This is a genomic window from Pontibacter deserti (assembly GCF_023630255.1).
Taxonomy (GTDB): Bacteria; Bacteroidota; Bacteroidia; order Cytophagales; family Hymenobacteraceae; genus Pontibacter; species Pontibacter deserti.
The window spans coordinates 451,690-466,497 of the sequence record NZ_JALPRS010000003.1 but is presented as its reverse complement, the minus strand read 5'-3'; the positions used below and the strand labels follow the sequence as shown (position 1 = coordinate 466,497).

The following is a 14,808-nucleotide window of genomic DNA, read 5'->3' as shown; positions in this document are numbered from 1 at the left end:
GAATTACTAAAACTTTATGCAATACAGCTTAGAATATAGCTTCGCTATTACATAACAAGCCAATAGTAACAGATAAATAAAAAGATATAAAGTTCATTTGTAGGCTTAAACAAGAGCATGTTCAACGTGCCTAAAAGTCAGAAAAGCTAGATATATTAAGGTATCTAATATAAAATGTTAAACTTTCTATTATACCTTAAATTCTGAACCCTCCATTACAAAACCATGCATCTTCCGCTAATGCTTTGTACATAGCTGTTTGCCAAGAGTTCTTATCTGCATAAAATCTGCTTAAAGCTTCTTCTTCTAAATGTAGTTTTACACCTGCTGCTCCTGCTGATTTAAAAATTTTATCTAACCTGTATACAATGCCTGCAAGTTGAACTGCAGCCTGAGTAGAATACAGTCTATCAAGATATAAAGAAGAAAAGTGGTGCTTAACCCTGCTTCCAAGTAAGGCAGGCCATGAAGGATTTGGCTCTACACGATATTTAACTACCGGTGGAGATGTATGTTCAACAGAAGCAACTAGCCATATATCGTTCTCTATGTCATCATAATATGGGTGCAATGTTTCTTCGTCTGAATCCTTTGGGGAAATGGCCAACTTTGACTTATTACAATCTGTGCAAGAAGGAATTAGATTAAGTGGCACGACAGCTAGTCTTGGAAACTTTGATTTGGGCAAATAATGGTCTAGTGTTTCAACCAAACGATGGGAACACAATGGGCAAACACCAAATTTTGGAGCGGTAATCAATTTATCATAAATCAACCTTCCGGGAGTGTCTTTTCTAGCAAACCTGTATGTATAGACTTTTTCTAGCTCTTTAGCTGTTACGTTCCCATTGACAATAGTCTCTTCCTTGATCTTGTGTGCCTCCCCATTCGCAATTTTTGATGTAAATTCATCTGCAGCTTCTGTGATCAAATCTTTACAAGCTAACAATCGTGTTTTTAAGTCTCTTTTCCTAATAATGTTGACACATGTTAAGAAAACATCCTCAGCATTGTCGGCTGGTTTATCTAGTCTCTTCATTAATTATTAATGCTATTCGCAAAATAAGACATCAATATTGCTCTAGCCTCCATCCCTAGTTGACCATTAAAATAATTTAGAGCCTCATTATAGCTCTCATGATCCTTCGCAACTCTATCTATAATTTTATAAAAGCCAGACTCTGTCACCTCTAGCCCAAATACTTCATTTGTTAGTGTTCCCACATTTTCCCCAAACGTTTCAAGGCTTAATCTCTCATTGATTGCTTCTGCACCAGTTCTTCTTAGTTTCCACGCACAACTTCTAGGCACTTCTTGCAATATAACAGGAGAGTGTGTTGCAATGATTGCAACCGCATTACAATCGATTAACAGCTCAGAAAGAGTTCTGATGAAAGCGGATAACAATGGTGGGTGTAAGTGAGCTTCAGGTTCATCTAAGATCACTAAACTTTTTTCTTGCAGCTTTTCTATTAATCGGGTAATTGTCAGTAAAACTACTTTATGGCCAGAACTTAATCTCTCAAAGATTTTGGCTACACCTTTTTTAAAGTCAGCCACACCTTCTATGTCAATCAAGGACTTGATCTCAGCTTCTTTGAAATTCGGATCAGACTCCAACATTTCAATGCACTTTTTCCATCTATCCTTTTTTGAGCTCCGTTTGCAGTAATCTAAACTTTCAACTAGCTCGTCATATAACATTGCGTTGCTCTTAGGGCCTGGCTGCTCATCTCCATCAGTCCTGACTTGTTTAAGTCCGATATATGAATATTGAATACCCTCTCCTTTATCTTTTTTCTCCGGCTTAGGCTCTGTTTTATCAAATGCGCTAAAAGAAACAGAAATTAGATTCGCAAACATGTGACTCTCTATGTCAGCTAATGTCCACTTGAACTCACCGAACTTTTTGGTTGATCGGTCTTCTTCGATCAAAGCATCAATCATATTATTTATTAAGTGAGTTTTACCTACTCCATTTCGTCCTATTAATACATGAATGTTAGTGGGAGGAACTGACTCAGGCTTCACGCTGAATGATAATGAGAAACTAGAAGCTCCCTGCTTAATCTTAGGAGCAATGAATTTAAAATTGTAATCTGTTAATCTAGCTCCTCCATTGGACAGCCTCCTAAATTGTCCAGTGACAGAAGTAGGGCTGACACTCCTAAAAAGAGATATTCTTGTAACCCGCTCATCAAATACTCTATTGAATAAGTTGGAATCTTTTGCAATATCATTTAATCCTTTTAATACATCATCCCTAATCTCTGAACCTAAGCTGTTAAGATTTACATAATAAGTATCAGACTGGCCTAATGAAAAATGAGAATCATCTAGTGCATCGAATGAGTGCCCAATAGAAAGCCGTCTAGCATCACCCCCTTCCTCTTGGCCTATATAGCCTATTTTTACGGATCCAATATGATGCAAGCCCAAGGATTCATCAACATATTGCAGCTTGAATAAAGTATAGAAAGCGTAATCGTTCCAATCATCCCGCACCAAGTATGCCGTTGACTTTACATTGAGTGGTGGTTTGCTGTATTTCCCTATAATTTTAAAAACCATGTGCTTAGATGACGGCTATAGTGCTGAATGTTTATAATACTAATCGAACAAAATGAACTTAACTGTATTAGGCATGCAAATATTTGCGATAATTTATCCCCTTCCTGCAAATATGATCAGCTAGATTTTGTTTGACAAAATATTTGATTCTAAATCAAAATGCTGGTAGTACAAGGGGATATCAAATCGGGCGCGCAAGTGCTGCAGATAGGTAGCAACATTTGCATCTGCTGCATGGTGAGACACAATGATCAATTCCTTAGCGTTGTTGCTATCAGCATAATATGAGTACTCCATAATTTGCCCGAACCCTTCCCGTATGCACACGCGCAGGGCGTTATGGGTCTTGATTTCGTAAAAGATGCACTCGCTGCCCTCTTTCACTACTATATCAATCCTGTTGCTGCCTATGCCTGACGGATGCTCAGGGTGCACATTCCCTTTACCGTACTTTTGTCGCAGAAGCTTGCAAAGCTGATCACTGATCTTCTTATGAAACAGCTCAATTTCTATTGACTTTGCCTGGCGGGTGTACCAGGTACTGTAGCCATTACCGGAGCCGTTGGCCTTAGCATCAGGAGGAACGAAAGCGAATCCTTTAACCTCTGCCGGTTGACTGAAATCCTCATCTCCCTTCAGGAAAATATACCTTTCTGATTTAATACTATTATCATTCTCGGATATCTCAATGAGGTCTGGGTAGACGGTAAGGCTCTCAGGCTTGAAGCGAATGTTGAACAGGTCAATATTGTTCCACTTAGAAAGGCTCTTGGGCTGCTTCTCTATGGGTTTAATTTGATTCTGCATTTCATTGTACCAGCCGTTGGACTTGTAAACATTCACTACTTTTACCGCCTGATCATGGGAAATGACTTCCATGTTATTAATCTCTCCAACCCAGTACCGCCCTCCTGTCTCCCCATCTATGGAGTAAAGCATTACGTCGAAAGTTCTGCCGTCAAAGGCTGCATGCTGGCTTCTCACAGGTTCCAGAAACGCGTAGTGATGACCTTCAATCAGCTTGCTCACATCAAACAACCATTCCTCATGACCAAAGCCCTGCTGGTACTCATGGGAATCTTTATCCTTACTCTTCCCCCTTTCTCCCGATGGCCTCATCCAACCTTTTGTATTCCATGCCACGCGCGCAATACGCCTTTCATTAGTTATGCTTAGAAGTTTAAGCAAGTCAAGATATTCCTGCTCATGACTCTGGATAAACGCCACTGCTTCCGCCACAAGCCTATCCCAATCGTAGGAGCTTAAGGCACTTTCAGGCACAGGGTTGGAATAGCGTCTGCTTTTATCTGGCAGGTAAAGGTGCTGATAGCATATGCTTCTTTGAGTATTCGACAACATAGTGGTTCCCTCTCTCTGAAAGTCCAGCTTCAGGATCAATATTCTGTCGATAGGGTTTAAGCCGACTGTAAAGTATACATCCCTGATCGCTGCATCCCTAACAGTAATGCGCGCCCATGTGTAGGGCCTAAATTTTATGCCTTTCTGCCCAGCTGCGTTGTTTCGCTGATGCCAAGTCATCTTAATAGAAGCCTCATAATTCGGCAGTCGCTTCTGTATTTCCGAGGCCCAATAACCCGTCTTCGCCCATACCCCTGCTTTCAATTGCTTGCTTGCTTCTACATGGGAAGGGTTGTTTTTGTCATAAGCGACATCAGCTAATTTAGCAAAAGAATTAAAATCATGCTTAGTAAAAAACGGAGGATGTGCCATCGCTGTGGGTGAAAGACTAATCGTCATTTTATATCAGATATACATCTATTTAAGTAGTTTAGCTAGCACATTCTAAATGGATGCTAGACAATATAGCTGGTAATCTACCGGTCCAGCAACTTTGGAAACATTCAGTAAATTTTGACAAGCCTATAAGTAGAATTACCTGTTAAGAAACTTAACAATGTAGTGCTTTTCAAATTGAATGGAGAATATAATCCCGCTACTAGATTCCCCTAGTGTTTTGACAATTCATTAAAGACGTAGCTATTTTCAAGAGACCCACTATTGCAATACACTCTCTTGTGTGGCACTTTTTGATGTAGCTACTGAAGTAAGCGAAGTTGGTCTCCTGATCTGTGATCATCTACTCTATTCTCCAGGTAATAGTCACCGTTTCGGCAACATCTATGTCATCCGGCTCAAAATCAGGGGCTGCATCGGCTGTGGTCATGAGCATATCTGCCTCATAGACGGGATAGTCATAACGCTGGGAGCGGATAGTCAGCTCCCGGTAAGAGTAGTCAATGTCTATGATTTCCATCAATGTTACTCCCGTAGCCTCTGCGATTAACGAGGCGTTTTCTTTGGCCTTGGCGATAGCCTGCAAAATGAGCTGCTGCTGGTGAGCGGAAGCGTCTTTCACCCCGAACGAGATGCTGAAGTCCAAGTTGTCTAACCGATTTGCGATTTGGCTTAATAAGCTATTGATAAGAGCTTTTTCAAGCGGCAGCTCCAACTCCAAGTTGTGAGAGGCTTTAAAACCGTTGAACTCGTATTTCTCGGCCTTCTTGTCCCAAACTGTCTCTTTCCGGATACTGAAGTCTTTGGTCTTCAGATTTGCCCGCTCAATGCCTTCCTGCTCTAGGATCACGCGCAGCTCTTCCACCTTCTCATTCAGGGCAGAAACAGTCTTTTCATACTCCCATTCCTGAGAGGAAGCAATAAAGGAGAGGATGATAATATCGGGCGCCACAGCGAGCATCCCTTTGCCTGTAATCTGAAGTTTTCTTTTCATTATGCTCTGTAAGAAAACTAAATATAGGAGAATTTATATAAACTTGACAGGATACTTTTATCAGAAAGATATTTATGTAAATGTAAACTAATTTAGGTCTTTCTGATTGTAAGACTTTTTGTGACGAGCCTCTAATCATCATCAAATCACAAGCAATGAAGAAGTCACAAGAGGGATAACATTATATAAGATAGCGTTAAGCAGGTTTCACAATATAGCGCCCCACAAGTTTGAGAATGAAAGTTCCCGGTATCTTGAACATTTGAAGGGAGCAAGATACCAGTAACCTTTATGTAGCATATGAAGTGTCTGCCTTATGGGACAGAAGTAGAAATTGCCCTCTTTTAACTCCGGCCTTCCTGATCAAAGTATGAGTCGATCTTGGCAAATGTTGACTCCCAGTTAATACTATTCTTAGGCTTCAATTGCTTGATATGGCTTGCTAACTCGTATAGTAGTTCCTTAGTCGCCCAAGGCTGTCTTAACATACGCATGATATAAAACGAATCTTCGCCCTCGAGTTTTCCCAAACTTCTTATAGAGATAGGAGGATAAGGTAAATATCTGTCATAGTTGTAATAGGTAAGTAGTAATTGGTTGCTGGTTACATCAATGTAATGTTCTGCCATAGGTTAATTAGACAATATTTTTTAAAGGCAATCTGATGAATCGTTAACATTTCATTACTGATCAATGAAGTGTCAATATCATTCTTACCACATAACACCTAGTCGCAGAAAATTATTCCCCCTTTGTTTGAAACTGTTTTCAAGCGCTTACCAAAAGGTGCAGCAAATTCCGGTTTCGACTTCTCTCCGCAAAGGGCTGACATAATATAAGATAGCGTTAAACTATTTTTTATTTTTTGCGGACGTTAAAACGCTGACCTCCCTGTAGTAAGCCCCCCACCCAATCCGGCGGGCGGAGGTCCCCCCGTTGTTTTGTTTCACATCAAATAAATAGACGATGGTAACCATTACTGGCTTCAAAAAACGCACGTCCGAGGACGGCAGAGAGTTCAATGTCCTGCTTTTACAGGGAGATGTAGAGTTGATCCAATCCAAGCAATCCGGCAGGTTCTATGCTACGGCCAAGACCTGCACCATTCCCTGCACTTTCAACGACCCCATGTGCCAGGGACTGATCGGCAGAACGCTGCCCGGCAACATTGAGAAGGTGGCATGCGATCCGTACGACTACCACATACCAGGCACGGACGAGATCATCTCGCTGGCTTATTCCTACTACTATGACCCGATCGAAAGGACAATGGAACAAGAAGTCTTTCAGCTGAAAACAGCAGCGTAAGCAGCGAGGGGTAGCCAGGAGGCTGCCCTGTTTATTTTCCACTTACCGGCTACAAACATGATTGCCAAATACCTGCTGCGCGCGGAGCCAAGCGAGTTATCTGACAGCTGCCTGTTTCTGTCGCCGTTCAGGCTGCAACGGGCTTACTGCCCCTTTCAGGTGGTCTGCATCAAGGCTATCCGCAGCATCGGAAAAGGAGAAAGAAAACAGGTGGACAAGGTGCTGAGCTGGAATACAGGCACCATCCTGTACTCTATTCAGGGCAAACTGTACCCGCACCACAACTTCAGCTACAGGCCGCCGACGCATTTCGTAGCCAAGGCGGTTAAGTGAGGGTGAAGTCAGGAGTTATGCTGAATTTCTTAGGCATTGTTCTGTGAGATAGTTTCTCCTGCCAGCTAAAAAACTACTGAAAGAACGTAGCCGCCACCATTCGCTGCAGCAAGATGGAAAGGGGTAGCAGCCATACAAGGCTTCTATCCCTCAGCAGCATTACAATCAGATTAAATCAAAAACAAACTTAATACATCATGAGACATTCGCTTATCAGGGTTACACCCCAATCAGAGCCCAGGCTTACAGTTAGCAGCAGCAAGGAGGCAAAAGCAACCCCTTCCGTCTCTTCTGCTTTTATAGAGGCCAACACCGTAGAAGTTGTTCTGCCTGAGCTGCAGCAGGAGCATATCATTCCTGTCTATGTGAAGGACAACGAGCCGCTGATCAGCCAGGCTGACTTCATCCGCACGACACAGGCAGCAGCCTCGGCCATCTTCAGCGGCGAGCGAATCAAGGCTCCTCAGATCAGGTGCAGCCACCCCATCAAAGGAAGAATTCCGGAGGCGAAGGACAAGCCCGCAGACCAGCTGCAGGACTGGGAGAGAACGTTATACTACGAGCGCATGATGTTTCTCCTGGAGATCCCATCCATCGTTAACTCCATAGACGGCAACCAGCTAACCCTGACCATTGGAGGCGTAAAGGCTTACAACCTGGATAACCTCTACAACAAGAAGGGCGCTGCTGAGCACTTCAAAGTGTTCATCGGCTTCAACAACCTGGTATGCACCAACCTGTGCGTCAGAACAGATGGCTATCTGGCTGATTTCAAGGCAAGCCATGTGGATCAGCTTTATGTTGGCATTTACAGCCTCCTCAGCTCGTACGACCAGCACCAGCACCTGAAACAGATGCAAAGTTTGACAGAGTGTTCTATCACAGAACAGCAGTTTGCACAGCTGCTGGGGCGCTGCAGGATGTACCAGCACCTTCCGGCTGAGGGGAAGAAGCAGATCCCTCCTCTATTATATGGAGACTCCCAGCTGACCGCTGTCTGCCGGGACTATTACAGGGACCCCAGCTTCTGCAAGCAGGAAGACAGAGACATCAGCCTGTGGAAGCTCTACAACCTGTTGACCGGAGCCAATAAGTCTACTTACATCGACCAATTCCTCGACCGCTCTGTCAATGCGCTGGACTTCGCATCCCAGATACAGGGAGCTATACAAGGCAATGCCTCCAGCTGGTACATCAGCTGATCGAATGAAGCCTTTGAGTTATTATATGGTAATGGAGTGGTGGTACATCTGAAAGCTACCTCTCCTTTACCTTATTTACTTTGTTGAAAGGCAATATTTAGAGCATAGATGGTGATTTACCTTGTCGGGCCTCGGTCAGTCTGTCTCTCCAGAACCTCCTGTATATCCCTGGCTACGTTGGAAAGCAGGTTATACCCTGTGGCAGTCTCTATCGCATCAACAGTGGTTCGATAGGCTCCCCAGTCAGAGCTGATGGAGTTGTTGTTCGGCGTATCCACTGCAATCACCCTGGTTGTTGAATTAATTCTGCTCAGATCATTCGCCCCTTCAGGAAGTATGACCAGTACTTTCCAGATGCGGTTAGGCACTGTCACCCTGCCCTGGTCTATCGTCTGCGCCAACCCATTGCTGCCTGTGCCACCGCTTCCATAGCTTCCCATCATCACATACACTTCCATGCCATCATCAACTAAATTACGAGTATAATCTTCCAGATTAGCCCAGGTCTGACGATTATGGTTAGGGGCTTGTGGAATCATGTTGGTCATCAGGAAGGTGGCAGAGTTATCTTCTACAGTCTTGGTTCTATCTGCAGAGGGTGTATTATGGCCACGATCAAAGCCACTACCTGTATAACTGGTAGCAGCTACCTTGTACCAATCTGCAGGCAGATTCTGGTCAGCTCTGAAATCATCCTGCCTGTCTGCTGTACCTAACCATTCCATACCCACATACCAGCTTACCCAGTTAGGTGTTCCCCTGTCGCGACTGTAAGACAGCGTATATTGTGGTCTTTCTATCAGGTAATTATTAAAGTTAATAGCATCACTTGTCGCACCATTTGGATTGCCTAGCAGCAAATGCGTACCATCAAGAGATGATGACTGCTGTGGAGCTACTTCTGTTTCCTTACAACTTAGCAGGAACAGGGCTATGAAGAATGGGTAGAGGAGATTTCTTCTTGACATGATATGCTTATTAAGATTATATCAGTTTATACACGTAACAAAGCAGATCTTGTTTATGATTTGTATATCATGACTTACTTTGGTTTTAAGCTCGTAGAAGGATTGTAACAACCAGCTCAGCACCATGTGTGGAAGATATTCAGTTATTCCAAAAGCGAAGGGTAAATCACGTGTTTCCAAGCTCCTCGAAAACCACGTAAAGGAGGCTAACTACAACGCTGCCCCATCTCAAAAGCTGCCTGTAGTAACTAATGACCACCCCAACGAAATACAGTTCTTTTCCTGGGGCCTGCAGCCCTTCTGGGCGAAGGATGCTAAAGCAGTCAAACGTTCTATCAATGCTAGGGCTGAAACCCTGACTGACAAGCCTTCCTTTAGAAACCTGCTCAAATCAAAGCGATGCCTGGTGCCAGCTGATGGTTTTTACGAATGGCAGGTTACTGAACAGGGAAAGGTGCCTTACAGAATCCTGCTGAAGAACGAAGAACTGTTTTCATTCGCAGGTTTATGGGATGAGTGGCTGGATAAAAGCACAGGCGAGTTATTGCATACCTATACTATCATTACAACAGAAGCTAACGAGTTGGTGAAGCCTATCCATGATCGTATGCCAGTGATGCTATCACCAGAAGCTGAACAGTTATGGCTGAACGAGCATGAAACGCAGGAGGACTTGTTATCGCTATTAAAGCCTTACAAAGCTGATGAAATGAAAGCTTACACAATATCCTCTTTAGTAAACTCTCCCCTGAACAATGTACCAGAAGTGTTGAACTCGTTATAAGAAGTTTTAAAATGTCAAAAATTGTAATCTAGTTTAATTATTAACCTTTTAGAACTACCAAATTGCGTATGGATCAATATAAATGTCTGTTACTTTATCAATAGATTCAGCTCTAATAACCTTTCCAAAAACTGTTAGACTCATGGCTTTGTTATTCTGTTCTAAATCATTTAAGGTTCTTGACATATCATCATTTCGGTTCAATGTACTAACCCTGAATGAAATCCTGTTATTTTCATCTAAGTGAAAATAGTTATGCTTTAATAATAATTTATCTTGCGATATATTAATCAAAAAGTCTCCTTGGATTAAAACTTGTCCTGTTAAACTTTTCATATTAGAGCGCTCTTTACTAATTGTTTCACCAACAATTTTATCATATGCTTTAGCATAAGCCAATTTATCATATGAGATTTGAAATTGCTGTGAAAGATTATTAAATGTTTCTAATTTTTTTACATCTTCGGCTGTTAGTTCTAATTTTTGATAGAACCTGATAGCATTAATTGTCTCAAAGTGCTCTAAAAGTGCTTTTACCTTTTTGGGGTCAGATATTTCTGAAGCAGAATAGGTTTCAGTTTGCTTAGCTTGATTCGTTTCTGAATAACTTGCATTTAAAATAGGATTATCACCATTGGCAATATTTTTTTCCTCACCTAATTGGTTCTCAAGCTGTTTTTCTTTCAGTACCAGATCAGGTTTAATTTGCTCAAATAAATTACCGACTCTATTTTTATTTATGTAAATAAAATCAAGTGGAGTTGAAGCATTTACTTTATTTGATGAATCTTCAATATATCCTATATTATAATATTCAAAGCTACTATTAGACGGAATCCAAAAAATTAATAGCCCTACAATTACAGACATAATAACTATCAGACTACCTGATTTCAGACCTGTAAAGAAATTCAGCTGTGGAATTTGAAATTTTAATACTTTCCTTTGGATAATAAAATAGACTACAATTAAAAAAAGAATAATTACTGGATTATTTATTAAATAACGCAATATATCCCTAACCCCACCTAACCAGAAATCAAAATCCCAAAAAAAACCCTCAAAGAAAAACGCATAGTACCAATCTGGAAAGAGAATGATTCCCACAGAGAGCCATAAAGCAACAACAAGTAAAATCCATGAAAAAATAACTCTCTTACTCATAACAGTGTTTTCGCGGCTTAAATAAAAAAATTTCTAACTTTTTGTAATGTTCCAAAATTACCAAATTAATATATAGTTTAAAATATATTAAATCCCTCCCTTACGCTCTACTCTTTGGCAATTTCAATGACCTTATTTACGCTCCAGTAAAGCACCAGCAGAAAGCCGCCATAGATGATGAGTCGGTCAATATTTTGGTGGAAGAACTTTTGGCGGCGTGATTAATTCATTAAAAGGCTTCATGCAGTATATGTGTTAGTCTTGTTCAATTCAATTTGTATTGCTATTAAAAGAATAGTTTATGCGACGCTGCCCTTTATTAATTATGACCCTATTCTGTCCCTATAACTCCGATAGAAAATGCGAATGGGAAAATTGCGCACAAATAAAACTAATAATTTTAGCATAAATCGTTATTTTACCCGTATTTGCCAATTATATTAGTCATCCAATATAATATACATTGTAATGAGCAATGCCAAAGTTATCTCTATTTCTTCCCAAATCTTGGAGTTATTTGACTTCGATTTTCTAGACCATCTTAAAGTTCCTATATATGCTTCCTATATTTCAGCAGGTTTCCCATCTCCAGCTGACGATTATCTGGAAGACAGAATTGACCTGAGCAAATACCTGGTACAAAATCCTACATCTACCTTTATGATGCGTGTAAAGGGTAACTCCATGCAGGATGCTAACATTCATGATGGGGACATTCTGGTAATTGACAGGTCACTGAAGGCAGCAGATGGCCTGCCTGTTGTTTGCTTTTTAGATGGCGAATTCACAGTAAAGACCTTCAGGAAGGTAAATGGTAAAGCATTTCTATATCCTGCAAACCCTGCCTATAAACCAATCGAAGTAACAGAGGAAATGGATATGCGTGTCTGGGGTGTTGTAGTATGGGTACTGCACAAGCCTGTGAAGCTATGACAAGTCTATTTGCCCTCTGCGACTGCAACAACTTCTATGCTTCTTGCGAGCGTGTTTTTGATCCCTCCCTGAATGGTAAGCCTGTAGTGGTGCTGAGCAACAACGATGGGTGCGTGATTGCCAGAAGCAATGAAGCTAAAGCCATAGGTATTGAAATGGGTGAGCCATTTTTCAAGATCAGAAACATGGTAGAGCACCAGCAATTGCATGCCTTTTCATCCAACTATGTGCTATATGGAGATATGTCAGACAGGGTGATGCAGACCTTATCGCTATTTACGCCTAACGTGGAAGTATATTCTATTGATGAATGCTTCCTGGACTTGGGTGACTTTTACGATGTGGACTTGTTTAGTTATGCCTGGGAGATAAAGCGTACTGTAACACAATGGACTGGCATTCCTGTCAGCTTGGGAGTAGCTCCTACAAAGGCCTTGGCCAAGGTCGCTAATAAGCTGGCCAAGAAGTCTGCTAAAGCCAATGGGGTGTTGGTTTTGACAGAACCATACCACATTGAGAGAGCACTGGAAGCAACCAAGATCGAAGATGTCTGGGGTATTGGAAGGCAGTATGCGAAGTTCCTCAAGAATCACAAGATCGATACTGCCCTTGACTTTATCAACGCATCTGAGAACTGGATCAGAAAGCATATGACTGTGGTTGGTGTCAGACTACATAGGGAACTACGTGGTGAATCGTGCTTGGAGCTGGATGAAGTTGCACCACCTAAAAAGGGAATCTGCACCTCCAGGAGCTTTGGCAAGAAGCTAACCTCTTTTGATGATGTACTCGAAGCTACAGCCAGCTATGCAGCCAAGTGTGCCAGGAAACTCAGAAATCAAAGGAGCTGTGCCAAGGTGGTAACTGTATTTGTTCAGACCAACCCTTTCTCTGAAAACGACAGACAATACTACAACAGCAAGACCATTTGTATGCCTGTAGCCACTAACTCAGACATAGAACTAATCCATTATGCTACAATAGCGCTCAAAGCGATCTTTAAACCACACTACTGGTACAAGAAGAGTGGGGTGATCGTAACGGAGATCGTGCCTGAACATCAAATACAATTTGATCTGCTTGACACTGTAGACAGAGACAAGCATACCAGTCTAATGAAGGTGATGGATACCTTGACTGACAGGTTTGGCAGAAGCAAGGTGCAGGTGGCAGTACAAGGCATCGACAAGAGTTGGATTCTAAAATCTGATTACAAATCGCCCTGCTACACTACCAGGATAACTGAGTTACCAATAGTGTACAGCCAAAAGTAGTTTTACCTTCTGATTAGCTCTTTCTCTTGTCTGTGTGGTCTAAGAAATACTGGTTCAGCATGAGATCCAGCTTTAACCTGAAGTAATAACCTGCCAACGACGTGTTATATGTAGCTTAGTTGGACCGTCTTATCCTTTATGAACTTATTAGTTTAGAAACGGATATTGTTCACTAACTTTTACAATATTTTCATTGCTCAGTTAGTACGGGCAATTCATTGTATTTCTTAAGTTGGGAAATAAAAGCAGCTATAAATTCATATAACTCCTTTTCTTGCGAAGGAAAGAGAAAATGTTTTTCCCATCTGTCGCCGGCTACGGCAAAATCACTTAATATATTAAGCTTTTCCAGCACTGCTGTTGCTGGATTAGTTTGAGATAAAGGTGCTTTATTTTTATCATAGTTTCTATCAAAAAACTGAGCCCGGTACCTGTCTTGCTCAACTATAACATCTAAGGCAAAATTACTTTCCTTATAAAAGTAATTTTCTATAACAGCATAGTTATTCCAGTCTCTTATCCGGGTAAATGGCAAATAGCTAAATCTGAATTCATCTATTATTTTATCTCTTCTGTATTGGATCAGGTCTTGCAGCATTGCATTTAATGAGATAGCTGCATTGTATTTGTCTTCAACTAACATATCCTGCAGAAATTCTTCCATTAAGGGCTTGTTCATATTTTTTCCTCCTAAGTGTGCAATTAGATTGTTGTACTGTCTTAATAAAAAGAGTGTATCTATGTTTTGAGTTTGCTTTTCACATTTGGTCAGCCACCCATTATAAAAATCTCCAGGTGTTTCATTATAAGCTGAAACCGGGAATACCTTAGGAAGTATGCTGTCTCTTTCTTGCTGGCTCCAGTCATGTGTATTGGGTTGTTTATTGCCATTCAGAACGATGTAAACAATTAAATCAACTTCAAAGCCACGGCGGTTTAAATGCTCAACATACCTTGGTATTTGCCTTTCCATATCAACGGCATCATTGATTTTGTTTTCGATGATTATTGCTTTCTTACTGCTTACATCTTTAATTGATATGTCAATCCTTCCTGTTTCTCTTTCAACTACAGCATTCTGATACTCTTCTCTTCTTACAGATACCCTCATGGAGTGTTCATTAATGAAATCAATAAAAGTATGCAGGAACATTGCACCTTCCTTATGCCGGCCATCCGGGTCTAATATGGCATGCAGAATGTCGCTGTGAAAATTTTCTTTATAGTAAGTACTGGAAATCAGCTGGAATATATTTAACCCGATATCAATTTCCTTCTTCTGAAAAACAGTGTATTTATAAGCCAGCTTTAAAAGCTTATCATTCGAAACAAGATTCCTCAGTTTTTTCAGATGACTGTTGATTAAAGCCTGTAAATCAGATAAAGGCATCAGTTTTACAAAAACTGGGGTAGTTTTCTGTTCCGCTATTTCCATTTTTATAGGATATGTCTCCTGAATAGATTAGTATTTCTTATATAGCACCCCAGCATCAAATCAAAGTGCTACCAGTACCTTTTAAAT

14 protein-coding genes are annotated in these 14,808 nt (G+C 41.1%); 5 read left to right on the top strand and 9 right to left on the bottom strand.

The genetic code is table 11. The annotated features are described in order from the left end of the window. Positions 1-196: 196 nt before the first annotated feature. From MJ612_RS16965 to MJ612_RS16945, 5 genes are all read right to left on the bottom strand, one after another. Positions 197-1,039 (bottom strand): hypothetical protein, encoded by an 843-nt coding sequence (locus MJ612_RS16965; RefSeq protein ID WP_187031928.1) that lies wholly within the window; start codon positions 1,037-1,039, stop codon positions 197-199. Continuing rightward, a complete protein-coding gene (locus MJ612_RS16960; protein WP_187031930.1) occupies positions 1,039-2,571 on the bottom strand; it encodes an AAA family ATPase in 1,533 nt (510 codons plus the stop codon). The genes MJ612_RS16965 and MJ612_RS16960 overlap by 1 nt, the downstream gene beginning before the upstream one ends. A gap of 120 nt (positions 2,572-2,691) precedes the next feature. After that, positions 2,692-4,302 carry a hypothetical protein gene (locus tag MJ612_RS16955; protein ID WP_187031932.1) on the bottom strand — a complete coding sequence of 537 codons (1,611 nt, stop codon included), beginning with the start codon at positions 4,300-4,302 and terminating at the stop codon, positions 2,692-2,694. Between the two features lie 367 nt (positions 4,303-4,669). Next, the gene (locus MJ612_RS16950) at positions 4,670-5,320 is read right to left on the bottom strand and encodes an SIMPL domain-containing protein (RefSeq protein ID WP_187031934.1); all 651 of its coding nucleotides are present in this window, start codon (positions 5,318-5,320) and stop codon (positions 4,670-4,672) included. Positions 5,321-5,664: 344 nt separating this feature from the next. After that, complete coding sequence (locus MJ612_RS16945) at positions 5,665-5,949, bottom strand: hypothetical protein (RefSeq protein WP_187031936.1); 285 nt, start codon at positions 5,947-5,949, stop codon at positions 5,665-5,667. Between the two features lie 337 nt (positions 5,950-6,286). Here MJ612_RS16945 and MJ612_RS16940 point away from each other — a divergent pair, with 337 nt between their 5' ends. Continuing rightward, positions 6,287-6,628, top strand: a complete 342-nt coding sequence (locus MJ612_RS16940; RefSeq protein WP_187031938.1) for a hypothetical protein — start codon at positions 6,287-6,289, stop codon at positions 6,626-6,628. A gap of 96 nt (positions 6,629-6,724) precedes the next feature. On the opposite strand, the gene MJ612_RS16935 is transcribed toward MJ612_RS16940, so the two are convergent. Continuing rightward, entirely contained in the window at positions 6,725-6,937 is a 213-nt protein-coding gene (locus MJ612_RS16935; RefSeq protein WP_187031940.1) for a hypothetical protein, read from the bottom strand. A gap of 221 nt (positions 6,938-7,158) precedes the next feature. On the opposite strand from MJ612_RS16935, the gene MJ612_RS16930 reads away from it, so the two are divergent. After that, positions 7,159-8,163, top strand: a complete 1,005-nt coding sequence (locus tag MJ612_RS16930) for a DUF3871 family protein (protein ID WP_187031942.1) — start codon at positions 7,159-7,161, stop codon at positions 8,161-8,163. A 116-nt stretch (positions 8,164-8,279) separates the two neighbouring features. Here the strand turns inward: MJ612_RS16930 and MJ612_RS16925 are convergent, their stop codons facing one another. Continuing rightward, positions 8,280-9,131 carry a DNA/RNA non-specific endonuclease gene (locus tag MJ612_RS16925; RefSeq protein WP_187031944.1) on the bottom strand — a complete coding sequence of 284 codons (852 nt, stop codon included), beginning with the start codon at positions 9,129-9,131 and terminating at the stop codon, positions 8,280-8,282. Between the two features lie 124 nt (positions 9,132-9,255). Here MJ612_RS16925 and MJ612_RS16920 point away from each other — a divergent pair, with 124 nt between their 5' ends. Continuing rightward, complete coding sequence (locus MJ612_RS16920; protein WP_187031946.1) at positions 9,256-9,915, top strand: SOS response-associated peptidase; 660 nt, start codon at positions 9,256-9,258, stop codon at positions 9,913-9,915. 54 nt (positions 9,916-9,969) lie between these two features. Here MJ612_RS16920 and MJ612_RS16915 read toward each other — a convergent pair whose 3' ends face one another. Continuing rightward, a complete protein-coding gene (locus MJ612_RS16915; RefSeq protein ID WP_187031948.1) occupies positions 9,970-11,079 on the bottom strand; it encodes a hypothetical protein in 1,110 nt (369 codons plus the stop codon). A gap of 468 nt (positions 11,080-11,547) precedes the next feature. Between MJ612_RS16915 and MJ612_RS16910 the strand changes: the two genes are divergently transcribed. Next, positions 11,548-12,012: a LexA family protein gene (locus tag MJ612_RS16910; RefSeq protein WP_187031949.1), complete on the top strand. Its 465-nt coding sequence runs from the start codon at positions 11,548-11,550 to the stop codon at positions 12,010-12,012. Further along, entirely contained in the window at positions 12,009-13,286 is a 1,278-nt protein-coding gene (locus MJ612_RS16905; RefSeq protein ID WP_187031951.1) for a Y-family DNA polymerase, read from the top strand. The genes MJ612_RS16910 and MJ612_RS16905 overlap by 4 nt, the downstream gene beginning before the upstream one ends. A 190-nt stretch (positions 13,287-13,476) precedes the next feature. Here the strand turns inward: MJ612_RS16905 and MJ612_RS16900 are convergent, their stop codons facing one another. Next, entirely contained in the window at positions 13,477-14,721 is a 1,245-nt protein-coding gene (locus MJ612_RS16900; protein WP_187031953.1) for a PD-(D/E)XK nuclease family protein, read from the bottom strand. Between the last annotated feature and the right edge of the window lie 87 nt (positions 14,722-14,808).